Origin of the sequence: Marinobacterium lutimaris, from assembly GCF_900108065.1 — a bacterium.
In the GTDB taxonomy this organism is placed as follows: domain Bacteria; phylum Pseudomonadota; class Gammaproteobacteria; order Pseudomonadales; family Balneatricaceae; genus Marinobacterium_D; species Marinobacterium_D lutimaris.
Map to the genome: position 1 here is coordinate 421,074 of NZ_FNVQ01000002.1, position 22,524 is coordinate 443,597.

Annotated in this window: 17 protein-coding genes and 1 tRNA gene; 5 read left to right on the top strand and 13 right to left on the bottom strand. The window is 54.3% G+C overall.

The genetic code is table 11. The annotated features are described in order from the left end of the window. Positions 1 to 93: 93 nt before the first annotated feature. Positions 94 to 834 (bottom strand): 3-oxoacyl-ACP reductase FabG, encoded by a 741-nt coding sequence (fabG, locus tag C4S72_RS12390; protein WP_104003431.1) that lies wholly within the window; start codon positions 832 to 834, stop codon positions 94 to 96. A gap of 266 nt (positions 835 to 1,100) precedes the next feature. On the opposite strand from fabG, the gene C4S72_RS12395 reads away from it, so the two are divergent. From C4S72_RS12395 to C4S72_RS12410, 4 genes are all read left to right on the top strand, one after another. Beyond that, the gene (locus tag C4S72_RS12395) at positions 1,101 to 2,234 is read left to right on the top strand and encodes a C4-dicarboxylate TRAP transporter substrate-binding protein (protein WP_235009135.1); all 1,134 of its coding nucleotides are present in this window, start codon (positions 1,101 to 1,103) and stop codon (positions 2,232 to 2,234) included. A 78-nt stretch (positions 2,235 to 2,312) separates the two neighbouring features. Next, positions 2,313 to 2,810 carry a TRAP transporter small permease gene (locus C4S72_RS12400; RefSeq protein ID WP_104003432.1) on the top strand — a complete coding sequence of 166 codons (498 nt, stop codon included), beginning with the start codon at positions 2,313 to 2,315 and terminating at the stop codon, positions 2,808 to 2,810. Positions 2,811 to 2,817: 7 nt separating this feature from the next. Then, positions 2,818 to 4,113, top strand: coding sequence for a TRAP transporter large permease (locus tag C4S72_RS12405; RefSeq protein WP_104003433.1), 1,296 nt, complete (start codon positions 2,818 to 2,820; stop codon positions 4,111 to 4,113). Between the two features lie 223 nt (positions 4,114 to 4,336). Further along, on the top strand, positions 4,337 to 5,872 hold the full coding sequence (locus C4S72_RS12410) for a sensor domain-containing diguanylate cyclase (protein WP_104003434.1): 1,536 nt from the start codon (positions 4,337 to 4,339) through the stop codon (positions 5,870 to 5,872). Positions 5,873 to 6,042: 170 nt separating this feature from the next. Here C4S72_RS12410 and C4S72_RS12415 read toward each other — a convergent pair. The 6 genes from C4S72_RS12415 to C4S72_RS12440 all read right to left on the bottom strand — a co-directional run bounded on the left by C4S72_RS12415 (position 6,043) and on the right by C4S72_RS12440 (position 11,394). Beyond that, positions 6,043 to 6,119 (bottom strand) — tRNA-Met (locus C4S72_RS12415). Between the two features lie 219 nt (positions 6,120 to 6,338). Continuing rightward, positions 6,339 to 6,599, bottom strand: coding sequence for a hypothetical protein (locus tag C4S72_RS12420; RefSeq protein WP_104003435.1), 261 nt, complete (start codon positions 6,597 to 6,599; stop codon positions 6,339 to 6,341). Positions 6,600 to 6,880: 281 nt separating this feature from the next. Continuing rightward, positions 6,881 to 7,663, bottom strand: a complete 783-nt coding sequence (gene cysQ, locus C4S72_RS12425) for a 3'(2'),5'-bisphosphate nucleotidase CysQ (RefSeq protein ID WP_104003436.1) — start codon at positions 7,661 to 7,663, stop codon at positions 6,881 to 6,883. A 68-nt stretch (positions 7,664 to 7,731) separates the two neighbouring features. Continuing rightward, on the bottom strand, positions 7,732 to 9,642 hold the full coding sequence (gene cysN / locus C4S72_RS12430; protein WP_104003437.1) for a sulfate adenylyltransferase subunit CysN: 1,911 nt from the start codon (positions 9,640 to 9,642) through the stop codon (positions 7,732 to 7,734). Further along, a complete protein-coding gene (cysD, locus tag C4S72_RS12435; protein WP_104003438.1) occupies positions 9,642 to 10,541 on the bottom strand; it encodes a sulfate adenylyltransferase subunit CysD in 900 nt (299 codons plus the stop codon). The genes cysN and cysD overlap by 1 nt, the downstream gene beginning before the upstream one ends. Positions 10,542 to 10,587: 46 nt before the next feature. After that, positions 10,588 to 11,394 (bottom strand): helix-turn-helix domain-containing protein, encoded by an 807-nt coding sequence (locus C4S72_RS12440; RefSeq protein ID WP_104003439.1) that lies wholly within the window; start codon positions 11,392 to 11,394, stop codon positions 10,588 to 10,590. Between the two features lie 104 nt (positions 11,395 to 11,498). On the opposite strand from C4S72_RS12440, the gene C4S72_RS12445 reads away from it, so the two are divergent. Further along, positions 11,499 to 13,232 (top strand): SLC13 family permease, encoded by a 1,734-nt coding sequence (locus tag C4S72_RS12445; protein ID WP_104003440.1) that lies wholly within the window; start codon positions 11,499 to 11,501, stop codon positions 13,230 to 13,232. Here C4S72_RS12445 and C4S72_RS12450 read toward each other — a convergent pair. The 6 genes from C4S72_RS12450 to C4S72_RS12475 all read right to left on the bottom strand — a co-directional run bounded on the left by C4S72_RS12450 (position 13,229) and on the right by C4S72_RS12475 (position 22,265). After that, positions 13,229 to 15,208 (bottom strand): capsular polysaccharide biosynthesis protein, encoded by a 1,980-nt coding sequence (locus tag C4S72_RS12450; protein ID WP_104003441.1) that lies wholly within the window; start codon positions 15,206 to 15,208, stop codon positions 13,229 to 13,231. The two genes, C4S72_RS12445 and C4S72_RS12450, sit on opposite strands and share 4 nt — an antisense overlap. 2 nt (positions 15,209 to 15,210) lie before the next feature. After that, complete coding sequence (locus tag C4S72_RS12455) at positions 15,211 to 16,260, bottom strand: phytanoyl-CoA dioxygenase family protein (protein ID WP_104003442.1); 1,050 nt, start codon at positions 16,258 to 16,260, stop codon at positions 15,211 to 15,213. 100 nt (positions 16,261 to 16,360) lie between these two features. After that, positions 16,361 to 17,926, bottom strand: a complete 1,566-nt coding sequence (pgm, locus tag C4S72_RS12460; protein WP_104003858.1) for a phosphoglucomutase (alpha-D-glucose-1,6-bisphosphate-dependent) — start codon at positions 17,924 to 17,926, stop codon at positions 16,361 to 16,363. 201 nt (positions 17,927 to 18,127) lie between these two features. After that, positions 18,128 to 19,039 (bottom strand): glycosyltransferase family protein, encoded by a 912-nt coding sequence (locus C4S72_RS12465; RefSeq protein WP_104003443.1) that lies wholly within the window; start codon positions 19,037 to 19,039, stop codon positions 18,128 to 18,130. 7 nt (positions 19,040 to 19,046) lie between these two features. After that, entirely contained in the window at positions 19,047 to 21,083 is a 2,037-nt protein-coding gene (locus tag C4S72_RS12470) for a glycosyltransferase family 2 protein (RefSeq protein ID WP_104003444.1), read from the bottom strand. 78 nt (positions 21,084 to 21,161) lie between these two features. Then, on the bottom strand, positions 21,162 to 22,265 hold the full coding sequence (locus tag C4S72_RS12475; protein WP_104003445.1) for a sulfotransferase family 2 domain-containing protein: 1,104 nt from the start codon (positions 22,263 to 22,265) through the stop codon (positions 21,162 to 21,164). Between the last annotated feature and the right edge of the window lie 259 nt (positions 22,266 to 22,524).

Here is a 22,524-nt window from a genome sequence, read left to right on the forward strand (position 1 = left end):
GTGACAAGGCTTGGCGAAAGCGCCAAGCGACAGGCCCAGCCCAAAATACGAAAAAGGCGGCCTGCGCCGCCTTCACCGCAAAGCAAGCAGAGTTCAGGCAGAAACGCCGCCACTGACCTCCAACACCGCGCCATTGATATAGCTGGCTTCATCGCTGGCCAAAAACGCATAGGCATTGGCCAGCTCTTCCGGTCGACCGATACGCCGCTGCCAGCAGGCGTTTTCAACCTGCTCAAGAATCTTTTGCGGGACCGTTTTAAGAATATCGGTGGCTACTGCCCCCGGAACAATGGCATTAACACGCACGCCCTTGGGCCCCAGCTCCCGAGCCCAGGTTTTGGTCATACCGATAACCCCAGCCTTAGATGCAGAGTAATTGCTCTGACCAAAGTTACCGTAGATGCCAGAGATACTGGAGGTGTTGATGATCGCCCCAGCGCCCTGCTCCACCATGGATGCAGCAACGGCCTGGGTGCAATTGAAAGTGCCTTTGAGATTAACGGAGATAACCGCATCGAACTGCGCTTCGCTCATTTTCAACAGGCTCGCATCCCGGGTGATCCCGGCGTTGTTCACCAGTACATCGATCCGTCCATATCGCTGCTTGATGGCCTCCACCATCGCATCAACGCTGGCTCGATCGCTGACATCCACCCGGTAGCCTTCAACCCTGCCGCCGTCAGCACGCAGCTCCTGCCTGGCAGCCTCTACCTGGTCAATCTCCAGGTCACAGACGATAACAACTGCCCCCTCACCGGCGAACTTCCTCGCCGTGGCCAGCCCTATCCCGTTCGCCGAACCCGTAACGATGCACACCTTGTCCTGCAGACGCATACTTTCCTCACTCGTTTTACAGGTGCCACCAGGGACACCGCTGATTTCTTATTTGAGTTATTTCACCCGCCTTAACATGACGAGCCGAAGTATCTCTAGCGCGAACCAAGGTATGTTGTCCACTAAACAAATTTTATTGCATACAATCGTCATCTATAATTATTATGGTACCCGCATTCCTCGGTAAACGTGCGCGCACACCACACACAGCGAAGGACGGGGTCTGCAGCAAATACGGCAAATCTAATAATTATAAGGGTCCAAAAATGCTAACTATGAAAAAGAGCCTTACCAAAGGCATCGCCATCGCTATAGGTCTGGCTGCCTGCTACGGCCAGGCGGTTACCGCCAAGGAACTGCGTGTTGCACCGGGCGTTCCGCCAGCCCACCCCGCTACCGATCCACTCTATACCACCCTGCAGGAAAAGCTGCCTGAAGCCACCGATGGGCGCCTGACCGCCAAACTACTCGGCCCGGAGATCGCCTCCCTGAGTGAGATGCGCACCGGCATCAAAAGCGGTCTGGTCGATGCAGGCCTGTTCCTGTCGGCCTACTTCCCGGCCGACCTGACTGAGTTCAACCTGGTGGGCGATATGGCCTTTCTCGGCGCGAACCCTCAGGCCATGGGCGCAGCCCTGACCGAATACATCGTTACCTGTGCAGACTGTCAGGCGGAGCTGAAAAAGCTGGGCGTAGTGTTTACCTCTGCACACTCCACCAATATCTACCAGATTCTCAGCAACAAGCCGGTTACCGAACTTGAAGATCTGAAAGGCCTGCGTCTGCGCGCCGGCGGCCCTCAGTATTCACGCTGGGCTGAAGCCATGGGCGCAACACCGGCCAGCATCCCGGTCGGCGAACAGTTCGAGGCCCTGTCCCAGGGCGTTATCGACGGCACTCTGGCGTCCACAGCCGACATCGTCTCCTTCCGTCTCGACGATGCGATCAAGTACGTCACCGAAGTGCCGCTGGGCACCTTCTTTTCCGACATCTCCCACGCGGTCAGCCTGAACACCTGGAAGAGCCTCTCTGCCGAGGATCGCCAGGCACTGATCGAGGTCTCTTCTCTGGCCAGCACACTGTGCACCGACCGTTGGGCAACCATCTCCGACAAGGGCATGGGCATGGCCGCCAAAGCGGGCGTTGAAGTGCTGCAGCCAAGCCAGGCTCTGATCGACGCCACCCAGGCGTTCGTTGAGGAAGATCTGAAGACAGCAGCGTCACAGGCTGGCGAGCGCTACGGCATCGAAAATGCTGACGCCAAGCTCGCTCGCTTCCAGGAGCTGGTGACCAAGTGGGAAGGTATCGCCGAAGCGGCCAACAACGATCCTGCCGCCGTCGCTGATGCGATGAACAGCGAGATCTGGGCGAAGGTCGATTTCAGCACCTACGGTATCTGACCTATCTCAACCGGGAAGCCCGGCGACCTGCCGTCGGGTTTCCGCCCTTTGCCCCCATTATTATCCAAGAGAGCTGTTATGAAACTGCTAGAGCGTTGGCTTGATCGCACAGCTCAGGGCGTGGCGCTTCTCGGTGCCCTGGGCATTCTGGCGATGATGGTGCACATCACGCTGGATATCTTTTTGAGAAGCTCTATCTCCGTATCGATTCCCGCCACCCAGGAACTGGTCACCCGCTATTACATGGTGACCTTGGCACTGCTACCCCTGGCCTGGGTTGAGCGCAAACGCAGCATGATTTTTGTGGAAGCGTTCAGCGGCCTGTTCGGCAGTCGCGGTCTGCGCGTTGTTGACAGCTTTGTGGCGCTGTTCTCCGCCAGCGTCTACGCCATCCTCGCCGTCGCCACCTGGGACAAGGCGATGGAGCAGTACGATATCGGCTCCTACGTCATGTCGCTAAACTTCCCTATGCCAGTCTGGCCCACCTACCTGATTCTGCCGGTCGCCTTTGGCCTGTCCACGCTGGTCACCCTGGCCCGCATCCCGCTGCTGTTTACCAAGGATCGAGAGGAGTAACCGGACCATGGGTATCGAAATCGGCTTTGCAGGGCTAGCACTGCTCATCGTTCTGCTGGTGGTACGGATTCCGATCGCACTGGCGCTGATCTCCGTATCGCTCGGCGGTATCAGCCTGATGTTCGGCTGGGACACCGCCATCAGCCTGCTGGCTTCCAAGCCCTACGAATTTGTTTCCAAATGGACCCTGAGCGCAGTGCCTATGTTTCTGCTGATGGGGTTCATCTGCTACCACTCTGGCCTGACCTCCGGCCTCTTCAACGCCGCCAAGGTGTTCTTCCGCTGGCTGCCCGGCGGTATCGCCATCTCCAGCGTATTCGCCAGCTCGGGCTTCGCCGCCGTCTGCGGCTCCAGTGTCGCCTGCGCTGCCGCCATGGGACGCATTGCCATTCCAGAGATGGTCAAAAGCGGCTATAAACCCAGCTTTGCCTGCGGCACCATCGCCGCTGGTGGCACCATCGGCGCACTGATTCCCCCGAGCATTCTGATGATCGTCTACGGCGTATTTGCCCAGGTCTCGATTACCCAGGTATTCCTCGGCGGTATCACCATCGGCCTGCTCACGGCCATCAGCTACGCCATGATTATTCTGGCCGTCAGTTGGCTGCGTCCTGATATCGTGCCGCGCGTAGCTAAGGACGCTGAGAATATAGATCCAACCCGCGCCCTGCTCGATGTCTGGCCGGTTCTGCTGCTGGCACTACTGGTATTCGGCGGCATGTTCAGCGGCTTCTTTACCGCGACCGAAGCCGGTGCGGTCGGCGCGGCGGGTGCGCTGCTACTCTCGGTCGCCGTACGCAAACTGGACTGGACCAGCGCGAAAAAAGCGTTCCTGGAAACCCTGGCGACCACCTCGTCACTGCTGATTATCGGTATCGGCGCCAGCATGTTTACGCTATTCCTGAGCCTCAGCGGTATCGCCGACGTGCTGACCTCCGCCGTATCCGGCTGGGATCCCTCGTATCTGCAGCTGATGATCGTGGTAGTCGCTATCTACCTGGTCCTGGGCCTGTTCATGGAGCCGTTTGGCGCCATGCTAGTTACCCTGCCGGTGCTGCTGCCGATCTTCGAGGTCTATGACATTAACCTGATCTGGTTCGGCGTGTTGCTGGTGAAGCTACTGGAGATCGGCATGATCACTCCGCCCGTGGGGATGAACATCTTCGTCATCCGCGGTGTGGCGGGTAAATACGCCTCACTGGTGGATATCTTCAAGGGGGTGGCGATCTTCCTGGTGGCAGACCTGGTCGTCGTGGCTCTGATTATCGGCGTACCGGAGATCGTTATGGTCATGAATAACTAGCATCTGCTGGTTATCAACCAAGGCCGCCCCAGCCTGGGGCTGGCCTTATCCAAACGAGATGCACCCTCATAACCGATCTTTTTGCGACCAACAGATCGGCTTCCCGCCCTGCCCCTCCAAAACACCAAAACCAAGCATTCACCCACAAAACCCACAAGAAATATCCGGAAAGGAATATTAAGATAGACTGAAGTACGCTTAATGCTTCGCCAGGGAGCCAGGTTTGAATACAGCATCGAGAAACGCCGAACAGATCTGCTCCTACTGTGGAGCTTCTGCACTGCAGATCCAACAATGGGACGATAAAACGCACTTCCTGGGCTGTAGCGGCTGCGGTGCACGCGGCCCCCGTACTCCCATCAGTGATGAACCGCTTCTTCATGCCGAGGGGACGAGCCTGCTTCGCACGGTGATCGACGAGTCACCCGACATCATCATTTTGAAAAATTGGGAAGGAAACTTCCTGCTCTGCAACGACACCCTGGCAAAGCTATATAACTCCACGCCAGACGAGATGGTTGGCAAGAGCGACGCCGATTTCAATCCAAACCGGGAACAGGTCGACTTCTACTTGAAGAACGTGCAGTCGGTCATGCGCTCTGGTGAAACCCAGGTTGTTTACGAACACTCAACCGACTCGATCACCGGCGATGAACGCTACTACCAGTCGATAAAAAAGCCGCTCAAGGGGCCCGACGGCAGTGATCGTATCCTGGTCATCGCCCACGACATTACCGAACTGACCAAAGCCCACCAGGTGATTAAGGAGAAAGAAAAGCGCTACTCCTACGCCATGGACGCCGCCGACGTCGGCATCTGGGACTGGGACATCCCGAACAACCGGGTTACCCACAACGCCAAATGGTGCGAGCTGCTTGGCCTTGATGACCAGATGTCCGAGCACCACATGGACGTTCTGTCTGGCCTCCTCCACCCGGAGGATCGCGACGATGTTATGGCCGCCATTCAGGAAGCGCTCGACGGAAACGGCCACTACAGCCACGAACACCGTATGCTGATCGGCGGCGGCGAAGCGATCTGGGTCTACGACCGCGGGAGAGTCATGGAATACGATGCCGACGGCAAGCCCAGCCGCATGGTCGGCAGTATAAGCGACATCAGCATGCGTAAGGAGTTTGAACAGCGCCTAGAACAGACATCGCGCGAAGTGGAGAAAGCCAATGAAGACCTGGAGCTCCTCGTGGCAGAGCGCACTGCTGCGCTGGAGATAGCCAACCAGGAATTAAAACGCGTAGCCAGCAGAGACCCGCTTACCGGGGTCGGTAACCGAATGCTATTCGCCGAATGGCTGACACTGCAAAAGCCGGCGACACCATTGGAAGTGCTGATGATCGATATCGATCACTTCAAGCAGGTCAACGACCGTTTCGGCCACGAGCGTGGCGACCAGGTTCTGCTTGGCGTGGCTCGATGCCTTGAAGAAAACGTACGCGCTAGCGACCTGATTGTGCGCTGGGGGGGTGAAGAGTTTTTGCTGTTGTTGAGCGCCGTCAGCCCTGAACGGGCACTGGCTATCGCCGAGTCATTGCGACTGAAGGTCGAAAAGCTGTCACTTCTTCCTTCGGGAGAACCAATCACCCTAAGCATCGGTGTTGCCAGCGGCAATGCGGCAAACATCTACACTACAATCTGTGGTGCTGACGAGGCGCTCTACCAGGCTAAACGTGAAGGACGAAACCGAACCGTTATGCTACCAAGACCCAACGCAGCGCCAGAAGCGTCAATTGACGAGGCGTGAAGCAAAAACGGATAGGTATCCACAGACGGAGTTTCGGTGAGGCCTGCCTGGTAAAGGCGAGAATTTATCAACAAGAGCCGGGGAAACAGGAGACGGCCAAAGAGCAGGCCCGCATATACAGGAAATAAAAAAGGCAGATCGCTAAGTAGCTGATCTGCCTCTCTTAAATTTGGTAGCGGGGGCTGGATTTGAACCAACGACCTTCGGGTTATGAGCCCGACGAGCTACCAGACTGCTCCACCCCGCATCAACGTGGGCAAACTATACCTACGGATCGCATACCTGTCAAACCATAAACCGATATTTTTTATTTATGCTCAACTTTGCTTCTGTCCACGCTGCAAATGCAGTCTTTTCTAACGGGCAGCGGCCAGAAAAGAAAAAGCCGCTCCCGGATGGGGAACGGCTTTGTTTTGACTAGTTTTAACTAATGCAGCAGCTCTACCAGCATCGGCTCGCTGGGGTCTCACATAGCGGTGGAGTTCAACAGCATCCGCATCGCCTCAGCCAGCTTATGCTCTGCTTCGCTGTGGTTACCCGCATTATGTGCAGCCATCCCCTCATCGTGCAGTTGCATGACTTTGCTGCGTGTATCATCGCTCACTTCCATATTCGCAAGGCCTGTTTCAATCGCCTTCGCGTCCATCGGGCAGTGACTTGCCATAGCCGGCGCCGAAAGTGCAGCCGCCAGTAGAGCGGTGGCGCAGGCGGTTTTGATTCTGAACATGATCAACCTCCCGTTCGGGTGCATACGATCAGTTTGAGTATAGTTCAGCCAGTGTAAGCATCGGTCGTCACCCTCTCCCCCGATAGATTCTCTTACTAACGACACGCACGTAGAGCGCACAACAACACCGTGCCGATGAACCCGGTATGGCGATTGTTTAAAACCACGGCGGGCGATCACGACAGTGTCGTAGCTCCTGCCAAGGAAACAAAAAAGAGGCTGAACCCGATGGAGTTCAGCCTCTTTTTCAGCGCCGATAGATAGTGACGATAGATGACCGATTAGGGTCGGCTGCCACCGTAAACGACGAACCAGGGGTTCAGGGTTTCAGCCGTGTTTGCATAGCCAAGCACCACACCTTCTGGAGTTTCAACTGAACCACCCGCAGCGTTTACCACTGCATGGGCCGCCCCCGTATCCCAAAGACAGGTGGGGCCAAGGCGCGGATACAAGTCTGCCGCGCCCTCGGCGACCAGACAGATCTTCAGCGAGCTGCCCATGGGAACCAGCTCGTACTCACCCAGCGGCTTCAGCCAGTCCAGAGTATCCTGACTGGCATGGGAGCGACTGCCTACGATGCGCCACGCGGTAGCATCGGCATGCACGGCAACTTCGATCGGCTGACGCTCGCTCTTAGCTTCAATCTTGAAAGCGCCGACGCCTTCAGCACCCAGATAGGTGACATCCAGTGCGGGTGCATAGACCACACCCAACACCGGCCGCCCCCGCTCGATCAGGGCAATGTTGACGGTGAACTCGCCATTTCGCTTGATGAACTCCTTAGTGCCATCAAGAGGATCTACCAGCCAATAGCGGCCGTTACCATCTGCACCGTTAAAAGCCTCAACCGCCTCTTCGGTCAGTACCGGGATAGAAACCGGCAGCGCTTCAAGACCAGCAACGATGATGCTGTTGGCTGCTTTGTCGGCCTCGGTCAGAGGCGACTTGTCCTCTTTTTCTTCAATGGTGAATTCACGGCTGTAGATCGCCATGATCGCCTCGCCCGCTTGCAGGGCGATCTGCTCTACCTGGTCCATCAGTACCGGCAGTGAAATATCGGTCATCTTCAATTCCTGCTATTCCTGACAGCAGCCCGGACATTATAGGGCCGCTATCGTTCATACATTAAAGCTCAGAGCTCCGGCACTATACCGCGAGCCTGCAGCTGACGAATTACCTGATCGGCAGCTTCTTCAGCCGTGCAGCGAGTGGTATCCAGCACAACTTCGGCCGCTTCCGGTGTTTCGTAGGCGGAGTCGATGCCGGTGAAGTTCTTCAGCTCACCGCGACGCGCTTTTTTGTACAGACCTTTCGGATCACGATCTTCCGCCACTTCCAGCGGCGTATTCACGAATACCTCAACAAATTCACCATCCTCGACCATACCGCGCGCCATGGCACGCTCGGAGCGGAACGGAGAGATAAAGGCGGTGATCACGATAAGACCCGCATCCACCATCAGCTTGGCGACCTCAGCCACACGGCGAATATTTTCAACGCGGTCTGCATCGGTAAAGCCGAGATCCTTGTTCAGGCCATGGCGGACGTTGTCACCGTCGAGCAGGTAGGTGTGATGGCCCATGGCATGGAGTTTTTTCTCCACCAGGTTGGCAATAGTGGATTTGCCAGCGCCGGAAAGACCGGTCAGCCAGAGCACGCTTGGTTTCTGATTCTTGGCAATCGCCCGAGCAGCCTTGTCCACATCCACATGCTGCATATGGATGTTTTGGCTACGACGCAGGGAGAAATGGATCATGCCGGCGGCGACCGTATTGTTGCTCATACGGTCAACCAGAATGAAGCCACCGGTATCCTGGTTTTCCTTATACGGGTCAAATGCGACCGCCCGGTCCAGGCTGATGTTACAGATGCCGATACCGTTAAGCGCCAGGTTCTTGGCCGCGGTGTGTTCCAGGGTGTTTACATTCACCTGGTATTTAATCGCAGTAACAGTAGCGGTAACTGTCTGGGTGCCCAGTTTCAGCAGGTATGGACGACCCGGTAACAGCGGCTCATCATGCATCCATACGATGGTGGTTTCGAACTGCTCTGCCGTCTGTGCTGGCTGTTCGGTGGTTGAGATTACATCACCACGGGAGATATCGATCTCATCAGCCAGAGTCAGAGTAACGGACTGGCCCGCAACGGCCTCATCCAGCTCGCCATCATAGGTGTAGATGCTCGCCACACGGCTGGTTTTACCGGAGGGCTGAACACGGATCTCATCACCCGGGCGGATCACACCACTGGCCAGAGTTCCAGAGAACCCACGGAAGTCCAGGTTCGGGCGGTTAACCCACTGCACCGGCAGTCGGAAGGGATTACGCTGCAGGCGGTCATCATCCACCTCAACGGTTTCCAGGAATCCCATCAGCGTCGTGCCATGGTACCAGGGAGTGCTGTCGCTCAGCGCAGTGATGTTGTCGCCCTTGAGCGCCGACATCGGGATAAAGGTGATCTCATCCAGATCCAGCTGCTTGGCGAATTCGCGGTACTCGTCGCGAATCTGGTTAAAGACCTTCTCGGAGTAGTCCATCAGGTCCATCTTGTTGATCGCCACCACGATATGGCGGATACCGATCAGCGACATCAGGAAGCTGTGACGACGGGTCTGAGTCAGGATGCCCTTACGTGCATCAACCATCAGAATCGCGGCATCAGCAGTAGAAGCACCGGTGACCATGTTACGGGTGTACTGCTCATGCCCCGGGGTATCGGCAACGATGAACTTGCGACGGTCGGTGGAGAAGAAGCGGTAAGCCACATCGATGGTGATCCCCTGCTCACGCTCTGCAGCAAGACCATCCACCAGCAGCGCAAAGTCAATCTCTTCGCCCTGGGTACCGTATTTTTTCGAGTCAGCCTCAATCGCGGAGAGCTGATCTTCAAACAGCATCTTGGAGTCAAACAGCAGGCGGCCAATCAGTGTGCTCTTGCCGTCGTCCACGCTGCCGCAGGTGATAAAGCGCAGCAGACCCTTGTTTTCGTGCTGTTTCAGGTATTGTTCAATATCGCTGGAAATCAGGTCGGATACGTGTGCCATCAGAAATAGCCCTCCTGCTTTTTCTTCTCCATGGAGGCGGCGGAATCATGGTCGATCACACGGCCCTGGCGTTCTGAGGTTTTGGTCAGGAGCATCTCCTGAATGATTGACGGCAGAGTGTCGGCCTCGGACTCGACAGCACCGGTCAGCGGGTAACAGCCCAGGGTACGGAAGCGCACCTTACGCATCGTCGGAACCTCGCCCTCTTTCAGCGGCATACGCTCATCATCCACCATGATCAGCGTGCCATCGCGCTCGACCACGGGGCGCGTTGCGGAGTAGTAGAGAGGTACGATGGGGATGTTTTCCAGGTAGATGTACTGCCAGATATCCAGCTCAGTCCAGTTGGACAGCGGGAATACGCGCATGCTCTCGCCCTTCTGCTTGCGCGCGTTGTACAGCTTCCACAGCTCAGGCCGCTGACCTTTGGGATCCCAGCGATGCTGAGCGGTACGGAAGGAAAAGATACGCTCCTTGGCGCGGGACTTTTCTTCATCACGACGAGCACCACCAAAGGCTGCATCGAAACCGTACTTATTAAGAGCCTGCTTCAGGCCTTCGGTCTTCATGATGTCGGTATGCAAAGCGGAACCGTGGGTAAAGGGGTTGATGTCTTTCTCAACGCCTTCCGGGTTGACGTGGACAATCAGGTCCAGGCCGAGATCTTTGGCTATCTGATCCCGAAACTCGTACATTTCGCGGAATTTCCAGCGAGTATCCACGTGCAGCAGAGGGAACGGAGGCTTGGACGGCGCAAACGCTTTCATGGCCAGGTGCAGCATCACCGCACTGTCTTTGCCGATGGAGTAAAGCATCACCGGGTTTTCCGCTTCTGCCACCACTTCGCGCATGATATGGATGCTTTCCGCTTCCAGGCGCTTCAAATGTGTAAGAGACATAGAGTTCCTTCAACCAGTCTTTGGTTATCTAAATCAGTATCTAAAGTCAGGAAGAGCACAGTTCCACCTCTGGCGGCACTGCAATCAAATTGATCTGGGTTTTATGTTGGTCAAGCCAAGCCTTAAACTGACTGGCGCGCCGGAGATCAAGGCCCATGAGACATAGCGCCAAAGGCATCTTTTGCTCCGCAAGTGATCGTTCCATCACTTCGACTAACCAGTTTTCGGTGGGCCAGTGCGAACTCTCCAGCCAAAGTTGTTTGCGCAGAGAGGTCTGGAGGTAAAACTGAAACGTATCGGGGGAACGGCGCGCCGGCTGGCAGTTGGCCAGCAGCAGGCTTGCCTGATGCCGCTCAGCCCACTCCAGCAAAGGCTCATAATCCTGCCGGTACCAGCGCGCAGCGGGATTACGCACCCCCTTGGGTTTAGGCACCTTCAGCGCCGGGCAGTCCAGATGCCACTCCTGCAGCAATCGCGATACGGCGCGCTCGGAGATCTGCACACTAAACAGCCTTTCGGCTTCTTTAGCCACCGCTTCACGACTCCATAGGCCCGTTAACGGCGGTTGCAGCAGCCCCTCGCGCAGTCGTTGCTGCTGCTCCGCAGAGAGCCCGCTCCCCTCTCCCGCCTTTCGCCCTCGTGGAGCAGGTTTGATCGCCGCCCATCCACCGCTCTCAAACACCTTGAAAACCTTGGTGATCGTGGGCACAGAGAGCCCTGTCTGGGCAGAGGTTTCCGCCAGGGTATAGCCTGATATACGAAGCTGAACAGCCCTAATCCGAGCCTGCTCCAGATTCTTCGGCGCTAAATCCTTAATAGTAAAAACCTCTTTAATATATTGTTTTAAAAGGATTTAAAAACAAATCAATATTAAAAAACCGTTATTTACATGGACAGTTTATTAAAGCTTTCTATAGAATTTCAACCTTTTAAGGTCGGTATTCAGGGAGTAACGCAATGGAATGGGGAGTTCTTGCATCGGTTGCTGGCCTGCTTGCAGTGCTGGCAAGTGGCCGTATACAGCCTGCAACCGCCTTTGTGACTCTTGCCTGCGCCTACCTACTCACCGGACTTGTCGATCTACCCGAACTGCTCGGCAGCTTTGCCAACCCGGCACTAGCCACCCTTATCCTGCTGTTGCTGATCTCACTGACATTGGAGCGCTCCCCACTACTCGACCAGATCTCCAACAAGATCATTTCCGGTCGCCAGTCGTCCGCGCTGCTTAAGCTGATGGCCACCAGCGCGGTGCTATCAGCCTTTCTCAACAATACTGCGATTGTCGCGTCCTTTCTGGGCACCCTGTCCCGCCAGACACGCATTCCAGCCTCCCGACTGCTGATCCCCCTGTCCTACGCCTCTATACTGGGCGGAATTACCACGTTGGTGGGCACCTCTACCAACCTTGTGGTCAGCTCCTTTGCCGTAGATACGGGGCTACCGGAACTCAGCATGTTCCAATTCAGCGTTGTGGGTATACCTGTTGCCCTGGTCTGCCTGGCCGCGCTGATGCTCAGCGCCCGCTGCCTGCCCAACAACAGCACCACAAGCCGGGATAGCCGCCAGTCTTATTTCCTGACCACCGAGGTCGACGACGATTCCCCCTTGGTGGGCCAAAGCATTGAAGCCAATGCGATGCGTAACCTGGACGGTTTGTTTCTACTGGAGATCGAGCGCGACGGACGCCTGATAAGTCCCGTAACGCCCGAAGAGATAGTCCAGGCCAGAGACCTGCTGATATTTACCGGAGAGGTCAACAAGGTACAGGCGCTTCAACGCTTTCAGGGCCTGAAGCTGATGGGAGAGGATGCCGACGACCTGCTCGCCAGCAACCTGGTAGAAGTGGTGATCTCCAATGAATCGGAACTTGCCAACCGTACGCTACAGGACATGGATTTCCGCACGACGTTCAACGCTGGCGTTGTCGGGATTCGGCGCGGAGAGCGTAGACTAGAAGGACAGTTGGGACGTATACCTTTGCGTGTGGGTGACAGCCTGCTGCTCGCTGTCGGCGGCGACTTTAGCCAGCATAGAAACCTGGACCGAAACTTTCATCTGCTGAGCGGAACCTTACAACGCCCTCGCCTGAGTATGAAACAGAGCCTGGCTGCGCTTGGAGGCTTCGCCGCTGCAATCCTGAGCGCATCAGTAGGCATTACAACCCTTTTTGAAGCACTTCTCTGCCTGCTTGGCCTTTTTCTGCTGGGAGGGCTACTTAGCGTTAATGAAATGAGACGTCGTTTCCCGTTTGAACTGTTTCTGGTGATCGGCTCGGCACTAACTATCGCCAAAGGTATGAGCGCATCAGGCGCTGCAAGCTTGGTCGCTGAAGGGATGCAGGCGCTGTTCAACGGCTATGGCGTCTATGCAGCCTTCGTCGGTATTTTTCTGCTGACGCTGGTATTAACGGAAACGGTCACCAATAACGCAGCCGCCGCATTGGCATTCCCCATCGCCCTCTCCACCGCCCAGTCATTTGGCGCAGATCCCATGCCCTTCATCATGGCCGTAGCCTACGGCGCCAGCGCCTGCTTTCTAATCCCGTTCGGTTATCAGACTCACCTGATGGTTTATTCACCAGGTCGTTACCGCTTATCTGATTATTTGAAAACAGGTTTGCCGGTGAGCCTGCTGTACAGCGCAACGGTGCTTATTCTGACGCCGATGGTGTTTCCGTTTGACGCGCTTTAAACCCGTTTCCGAATCCGGCGCCAGACGTGAGTTCTGAGTGCTGTTTTCCTCTTCTCCTGGCGCTGCCGTTGTAGGATATCCACAGCGGTTTCAGCATTAATCTGATCCCCGCTGTCTGGGTCCACATATAACGGATATTGAATCAGCGTCGCCGCTACCAGTTCATCCAGCGACCCTTTACGGGTACGACGCGGACAGGCGACATGATCCTGGGTCAGTCCCCAACCGGCATAGAACGGTAGGCCCCAGGTATGAACCGGGATGTCTCGCAACAAGGCTTCAAAGCCTGTCAGCGAGGTCAGGGTATGCACCTCATCCACCTGTTCAAGCAGATCAGGCATCGCCAGATCTCTCACTTCCAGATCGAAATACTCCTGCCCAGGCACTTCTCCCTTGCGGGCACCTTCCAGCACATCCGGGTGGGGTTTATAGATGATATAGGCATCCGGACAACACTCTCGGACTGCCTGGAGCAACTCAAGATTGGTCTGCAGCTTGGGCGAGCCGGTACGTATGGAGGCATCGGTTTCAACCTGTCCTGGCACCAGCACAATTCTGCGATCTTTCGGCAGACTCAATCGGTGCTGGTTGCCCACGTTGTACTTGGACAACTTCAGCTCAACAAGACGCTGCCTTAATGCCGCAGCCCGCTGCAACAGATCCGGCGAGAACTCGTCATGCTCGAGCATCTGCTCAAGATCACTGGCAGCGGATGCATCGTAGTAGATCCCCCGTGAATCCATCACCAGCGACAGCGGATCGATCAGGTCCACCCCCAGGCCCACGGAACGGACAAATCCATCCTCCATTCGCCAGAGCTCTTGCCCTCCCTTCTGGCAGTGGGCAATCAGATCCGAATCCAGCTTGGAGGCCCAGGCCAACACCTTAGGTGCTGCAACTTCCGAAGCATTCTGCTTCCACTCAACCTTTGCACCCGGCCCGAGAAAGCGTCCGATAAACGCCCGCTTCCAGCCCGCGAAATCGACAGCATCCCAGTCACCTGCAAACCTGTCCCGCGCCCTCTTCTGATCCGCGATCAGCGCAACCGTGTCCTCAAACCCACAACGCCGCCCGGTGTAGGGGTTGATATAGCGGCAGTACTGCAGATAAGCAGCATGAAATACGGCTTCAAGACTGCGTGAAACACTTCGCCGATTTGAGGCCTGCCGATCAGACGTAAGCCCCCAACCCGCATAGAACGGCATGCCAAAGCAGTGCACTGTCCTGCCCGCCAGCAGCGCCTCAAAACCGAACTGACTGGTCACTACATAGACACGATCTACAAGATCCAGTAATGCCCAGGGATTCAAGTCATCCCCTATCAAGCGGCAGCCCAAGGCGCTCGCCTGCTCCAGCAGGTGCCCCTGCTTTTTGCCAGCAATCACATCCGGATGCACCTTAACCAGCACGTCAGCACCCGGGTTTTCGGCAACAGCCGCATTAAGCATCTGGCTGAAGGAGGCTGCGCTGGCCAAGCCGTACTCTATGGAGGCATCACCCGCTGTTTGATCCACGACCAAGACATTGGACTGCTTGGTTTCCAGTTTAGCCGGCGGTCGATCTGGCGCGTGGTTATATTTGGAGAGGCGATAGCGCTTCAACATATCGATGCAATCACCAGCCCTCTGCAGTTGAATCGGGTCCAGCGCCTGCTCGCGTATCAGCGTTTCAAGATCGGAGGGACGAGTGGCATCGTAATAGATACCACTACGGTCAACGATAAGACTATGGAGAGGAGCGCCGTCAACCCCCAGTCCAAGAGAGCGCAAAAAACCGTCTTCCAACGAAATGAAGGGTACGCCCAGTTTGCCGGCATACTCTCTGGCCCTGCTCGCACTGGGCTTTAAGCCCCAGCCTGCGATATGTGTGAACCTACAAAACTTTGTCCACGCAGATATACGTGCGCAGGGCGCCTCAAGAAACTCGGCCAGCCAGGGTGTCTGGCCCAGTCCCTTTACCATGAAACCTACTCGCATACTCAGTTAACGCAATCTCGATCAAAAGATCCTGTCTGGTTGCGCTGGGTACCTGCCGCGATTTTCTTGGGATCCTGGCTTTCCAGCTCTCGCTGCCAGACCTTTTCAAACAACCAGGCCGTCGCTCGAGGAAAAGGGGTGAACAGCGGATTAAAGGGATTATCCCGGGACTGCATCCAGATAGTCATACGCCGACTGGGCTGTTCCGCGACGCCACGGCGATGGAATCCATAGACGTTTCCAATCAACAGCGTATTTGCCGGCACATGCAGCGCCTGCGGCTTGAATCCCATTTCAACCAAGTCTGCCTCACTAGCACGGAATGAGCCGTCCCAATAACGTCCCGGCTGTCGTCTTTCACCCTGCTTGGAAGCTTCCAGACTTTCACGGTATTCCCACTTCAAACGCCGCCAGGTCAGGCGGTGAGAGCCCGGCACATACACATGAGGCCCGTTGCGATTATCCGCTGCATCGATAAATAGCCAGCCTTTTACGCAGGGGTGAAAAGTATCGGTATGAAAATCCCTTTGCGGGTCCGGCTGAGGAACCACATTGGCGTGGTTGCAGAGGTTCTCGATGAAGAAAAACGGCGGCCGGTTCTTCGATGAAGCCCAACGCATCAACCTATCCAGTCGCGAGCCATCCGTAAACGCACTAATGGCCGGCAGGTCTGCGCGTTTATCCTGGGTCAGAAAGGCACGCTGGGTCAGTGTAGTTCCCTCAACGAACTCACGGATCAATCCCTGATAGCCCTCTGCTTCCGACTTCAGGCGAGCAAACTGCTCAGGCTCGAGAAAGTTCTTTTTGAGGATATAACCATTACGTAGAAAAGCCCGTCGATCCTCATTCGCCACCAATGGGGCCAACAGCAACAGACGGAAGCGGAAAAGCCCCTGAGACACCACGACGCGGGCTACATGTAGCCCGCAGCGATTAAGCCAGTAACTGCCGATGATCGGGTTTTGCTTAAAGCTTTTTGCCCAGGTAAAAAGCTCGATGAACCAGTACGGGTAACGCAAAACGCGACCGATTACCGACTTTGCTTGCTGCATTCCTCTCTCCAGGAAGCCAATCGAAGATAACTACGCTCCGCTCTTCACCTCACGATGCAAAACCAGAGCGCATAACACAAAGCACACTATAGGCAGCGCCTCACCCTACCAGCAGCTGCGCTTCGCTGAGGATAGCTTCCAGGTGCGTTTCATCCTTAAAGCTTTCTGCATAGACCTTGCACAGGTCCTCAGTGCCACTGGGGCGTGCCGCAAACCAACCATTCTCAGTAACGACTTTAAGCCCACCGATTGCAGCTCCGTTACCCGGAGCTTCGGTAAAGCAGCCGATAATTGGATCGCCCGCCAAAGTGTCAGCCTTGACATCCTCGGATGTCAGCGCTTTCAGCTTCGCTTTCTGCTCAGCAGTGGCCGGACTGTCGATGCGTTTATAGACCGGCGCACCGTAACGCTGGGTCAGCTCCGCATAATACTGAGACGGCGTTTTCCCGGTTACAGCGAGGATCTCCGCCGCCAGCAGACAAAGGATAATACCGTCCTTATCTGTGCTCCACGCCTTGCCATCGCGAGTCAGGAAACTGGCACCGGCACTCTCTTCACCACCGAAAGCAAGTTTACCGCCATGCAGACCAGGCACAAACCACTTAAAGCCCACCGGTACCTCATAAAGCTCCCGCTGCTGACCTGCGACAACCCGGTCGATCATTGAGGAAGATACCAGGGTTTTACCGATTGCCAGGCCCGATGACCACTGGGGCCGGTGCGAGAGCAGATAATCGATACACACAGCGAGGTAATGGTTGGGATTCATCAGCCCGCCGGCGTCAACGATACCATGACGATCCGCGTCGGGATCGTTACCGAATGCGAGATCAAAGCGCTCACGAATCTTCAGCAGGTTAGCCATCGCCGCTGTACTGGAGCAATCCATGCGAATCTTGCCATCGTGATCCGGCGGCATGAACCCGAAATCCGGCGATTGCTCACGGTTAACTACTTCGACATCAAGGCCAAACTTCGCCGCTATCGCATCCCAGCTTGCCAGCGAGGTACCGCCCATCGGGTCGACACCGATGTGAATATCGGCCGCCTTTATCGCGTCCATATCAATGACTGACGCCAGTGCCGCCACATACTCGCCCACATAATCGTACTGCTCAGCTTTCTGCCGAGCCTCATCGAATGGCAGACGCTGGATACCCTCAAGACCCGATTGCAGCAACTCGTTAGCACGCTTCTCGATCCAACCGGTTACCGCAGCGTCCGCAGGTCCACCGTCAGGAGTGTTATACTTGATGCCACCATCTTCAGGCGGGTTATGGGATGGTGTAATAATCAGACCATCCGCCAAATCTGCAGATCGGCCTTCATTCCACGCCAGGATGGCACGGGAAACCAGCGGTGTCGGTGTAAAGCCGCCCTCCGCATCGACCATCACACGCACATCGTTAGCTACCAGCACCGAAAGCGCCGTTTCGAACGCTGGTTGAGACAGTGCGTGGGTATCCATGCCGATAAACAGAGGGCCAGAGATACCCTGTTCCTGACGGTAATCCACCGTTGCCTGGCTGATAGCCAAAATATGAGCTTCATTAAAGGTCGATTTTAAGGCCGAACCACGGTGGCCGGAGGTACCGAAGCTTACGCGCTCCGAAGGTTCATTGGGGTCAGTCTTCGACTGAAAATAAGCGGGAGTCAGCGCTGGAATCAATTCCACAACAACACCTTTAATTCTGAATTAAACAGGACACAGATATCGCCAGCGTCCCATGGGGTTAACGCTTGGTCAAATATATCGAGGCAGCAGCCCTCTTAAAGGAAGACCTCATAAGTACACGGACCAGAACATAAACAATGGAGAGTGCCCCCTATGTTGACCTGTCAGGCAACCTATCAGCGGCCTGAACAGCTAATCAGACATTAGCTTCCTGGCGTGCGTCAGCAAAGTTTGGCGGCGATTCGAATCGTTACCAAGCTCGATAATAGCTTTGGCCCAGACTTCAGGCTCCATCGGCAGCAACAAACCATTCTGTTCATGTTGCACAAGCGACTGGTATACGGGATGGTCGGCGTAGATACCCACTGCACCTGCGTGAGTGATGTCATAAAACTTGGTCGCGGAACGTGCCTGATTGAACGAGCTAGGTAGCAGTGGGGCAAGGCCCACAGCACGTCCCGGCCGGCTCACCAGGGACTTGTAGGCTGTCCAGCTCATCGGCTGAAGAATATGGACACGAGGCAAATGGGAAAACAGTTTACGAATTTCGGCATTGCCGATCAGCTCGAAACTGAAGGATGCGTCCCGCTGCAGCACCTCCTCTACCACGGGCAACAGCCAACGGATCTCCTTCATATGCGAGGCGGAACCATGATAGAAAAAGGTATTTTGAGGAAGGCAGTCTGTATAGGAAGACTGCGGCTTCAATACGCGCGGTCTCCAATCTGCATACTTGTCGGCCAGCCATTGGTTTGATACCCAAAGTTCCGCATTCATTTTGCGCAACCAGGTTTTATGGCGTGTCGCAAGGCGATAGAGTTTCCAGCGGTAACGAAGAAGCAGCCCCTGGTGCGCGCTGAGGTCGAAAAGGTCATCATCCATGAAAAAGACCAAGCGCCCGAGCGAAGCGCGGTGCTTCTCGACCCAGAGTCGCCATTGGGGAGTCAGGTAGCGGACAAACACGAGATCCATACCCTGCTCAACGCTAATCGAATCAACAGGCGCATTCAGGCTGCAAGAGCGCGCAGCCCCCCCCTCAAGTAGAGGCTTAACGAAGTAGTCACTGCTGGGGTTTTCGCCCTGCTCAACCAGAAGCCAGGTCATTCACGCACTACCAAGGCCAGTCAATACGCGGATACTTGCCAATAGTGAAGTCGGGCTTTGCATAGTTAAGGTTCGGGTTATAAAAGGGGTCCCGTTCAATCACGTCGGCCCAGCGTTCGCGCATGTACTGTACCTCCCTTTTAGCCCGCGCCTGTTTTTCAGGGTTATCATCCTTGCCCCGCGATACCGATTCATGATGATAAAGCTCCGCATAAGGGGTATATACCACTCGATAGCCAGCTTCACGAATACGCAAACAAAAGTCGACATCATTAAAGGCTACGGTCAGATTCTGCTCATCCAGGCCACCTAACTCTCGATATAAGTTGCGGGTTGTCAAAAGACAGGCTGCCGTAACGGCTGACAGTTCCTGCGGCAAAATCGAGCGGTTCATATAGCCCGGATCATCCGCTTCGAGCATGCCGTGCAGGTGATTGGCACATCCGCCAGGGCCAATCACATCACCCGCATGCTGAACCCGGCCATCACTGAAATACAACCTGGCCCCGACAGCCCCTACACCGGGTTGCAACAGGTGGGAAACCATTTCATCCAGCCAGTCAGGGCTGATCACTTCAGTATCATTATTGAGCATACAGACCAGATCACCCTCAGCATGCTCTACTGCAAAATTATTGATTGCTGAGAAATTGAACGGACGATCATAAGCCAGGACCCTAACCCGTGAATCTGACGACAATGCCGTCATATACGCCAGCGTATCTGCGCAGCTGCTCTGATTATCGAGAATCAGCACTTCATAATTAAGCCAGGTGGTTTTCTCCAGTATACTGTTCACGCAGGGCTGCAAAAAATGCAACATATCACGAGTGGGGATGATAATGCTGACCTTTGGCCGCAGAGTTGGTAAACCGTAGCACGCCCTCACTTGATCACGACCATCACGGATCACCTGGGCATCAATGTTGTGACGTTCCAAGTGCGCACTTAGCTGCTCAGGACAGGCCTTAGAGCTCTCACCGGTCTGATGCCAGAGTACAGCCGGAATATGCCGGATCTGTTCCTCGTTCGAAAAGTTGCCTACCTCCAGTACTAACTCGTAGGCCCTAGGCATGTAGCCCAAGCGATCACGGACGGCTGCCAGTTCCGAGGCCTTAATAAATACACAATCACCCACGTAATGACTCGCACGCTGCAGTTCTGGTGACCAATCCGGCTTGAAGTTAGGGTCGCAGGGTATTTCATTGTTCTGTAAATAGGCATGATCAGAATAAATCAGTTTGGCATCCGGGTATTTATTTGCCTCAATCAACATCCATGCCAATGCCCAGGGCTCCAGCCTGTGACCAGGCTGTATAAAGAGCACCCACCCATCCGAGTCGCCAACAGGCCAATGATCATCTTCTTCGGTTAGCACGTGAACGGAGGTTCGTAGTCCAATTTGATCTCTTACAGAATTACGTAAACTGTTAAATACTGGCTTGAGTGTCAAATCTTGCCCTTGCCCTTGCCCTTCCCGCTCGCCAAATTGGCGTGCATCGACCAGCACCGGAACAGCAGCTTGATCTAACCTATTGTGGCTCAGGTATTGGTCCAGACGACGTTTAACATCATCTGCACACGACCAGTAGTGTGCTCGCCACTCTTTATAGTCGGGCGCAGGAAAGTGGTAGCGTAGGCTTCCAAGTAAACGATAGACACTGAACGGATTCGAAAGCACCTTGCGCCAGCTAAGCTTCAGGCGTTCAGCTTGAGCGACTTCCACTTTCGGTAACATCGCGAAAATACGGCGCCCCAACCAGTACCAGGCAACCGGCCCAGAAACAACCTGCAGATCAAAACTCTCTGTAGATAATGGGCCATGCTCATATTCAGCCTCAATGCTCAAGCTATGGGAAGCTTTCGGGCGGGGCAGCAGTTCAAATACACGCCCTTTAAAGCTGGCCGGAAGAGGAATTCGACGCTCATAGGTAGCAAACTGGATCACGGCCCAAACATTAATAGTTGTGTAGTTTGCAGGCAGGTGGGCATCGATCAGATACCAGCGATCGGTGCTGTAAGTATCGTGGGATAATTTATTCATCAAGTGGCAGTTATAAAGCTTTTAGCAAGGGAGGTTACTTTTTTGGTTAGTGAGCAGCACCACAAAACGGACTTGTCATTACGCAACCACCACCTCTTGCTGACCCAGGATCTGTTCTGTTTCAGCAACACGAACAGAAACCGTAACACCTGCCCCCAAAGGTTTGGTAAAGTTATAACGAAAACCGACGTAGCCTTGCCGTGGAGGTGACAGGTGCAACAAGCCAGGACGGAGCTCATTGGCTTCTAGCGTGGCCAATTTAAGCCCCTCCGCCAAGATCTCTACCTGTACCGCTTTCTCCCCTTGCGCATACCACGCCCAACCTCTAACACCTTTAGAAGTAACCTCTTGAATAGCTCCGTGTACGTACGGTAAGCCTTGCACAGACAACTTAAGGCGCTGATGGTAGAGTACAACTACTCGTTGGTAGAGCGTAATATCTTGGCTGTTAAGTAGCTCCATTTCCTGCAACTGCTCCACAGGCAATTGATAGGTCTTATCCGTTTCTCTACGCCCCTTATTCAACGCCCGAGATTCAATTGCCATACCATAAAAGGAATTCAATTGCGACAGACCAACCTCATAGTCTTCCGTTAAACCGATAAATCCTAAGGCTTCAAGGGGGATACCCTGAAGCATCTTGGACTGACGATTAATAAACTGTGGCTTACGATAAAAGGAAGGCAAGTCACCTTCATAGTCGTTGTGACGCACAAAATGATTATATTCGGAAATAACCCTTTGAATAGGTTCACGACAAAAGGTTATAGACTGACGTAAACCCAACAGGTAAACATATTTATTAACAGGAACGTGACCGCTTAGAAAACATATCCCAAATTCACTTAACCCTGCTTGTAGGCCAAGGTAATCTTCATTTGGATAAATGTGTTTTTTCACTAATAATGAAGTTTCTTCAGAACTGGCCGAATAGTCATAACAAACATTTTGGAAGCCAAAATAATCTTCCGCAGCTTTTCGAAAGCTTGTACCGGCTGTTTTTGGTATATGTATAAAGAATAATGGTTTTTCTCTTGACTCAAAAGAAAACTTATTTATAGAAATTTGAACTTTAGCCAATAATTTTCGCTCTCTATCAGTCAAAGGTGAAACATAAGCCTCTTGTGAAATTCGCTGTATATCAAGACCTTTTTTTTTCGTTCGTACAAATCGCTTAATCACAACGTAAAAATCTCAAAATCAAAAACCTAAATATAAAAAACCAGATATATTGCTTTATTATTCCTATATAATAACACTAGAAATACTTTATTTTTATCGGCAGCCTCGCTGATCCAATAAAAACACGCTCTGATTTAGATTAATATAATTTAAATACCAATTAAATCATCGAAATAAAAAGCACCTTCAGGGAGTATATATGCATATCAAAATTTATAATTTAGTAATATCTAGATGCACCGAAATACTCCCCCTCCAA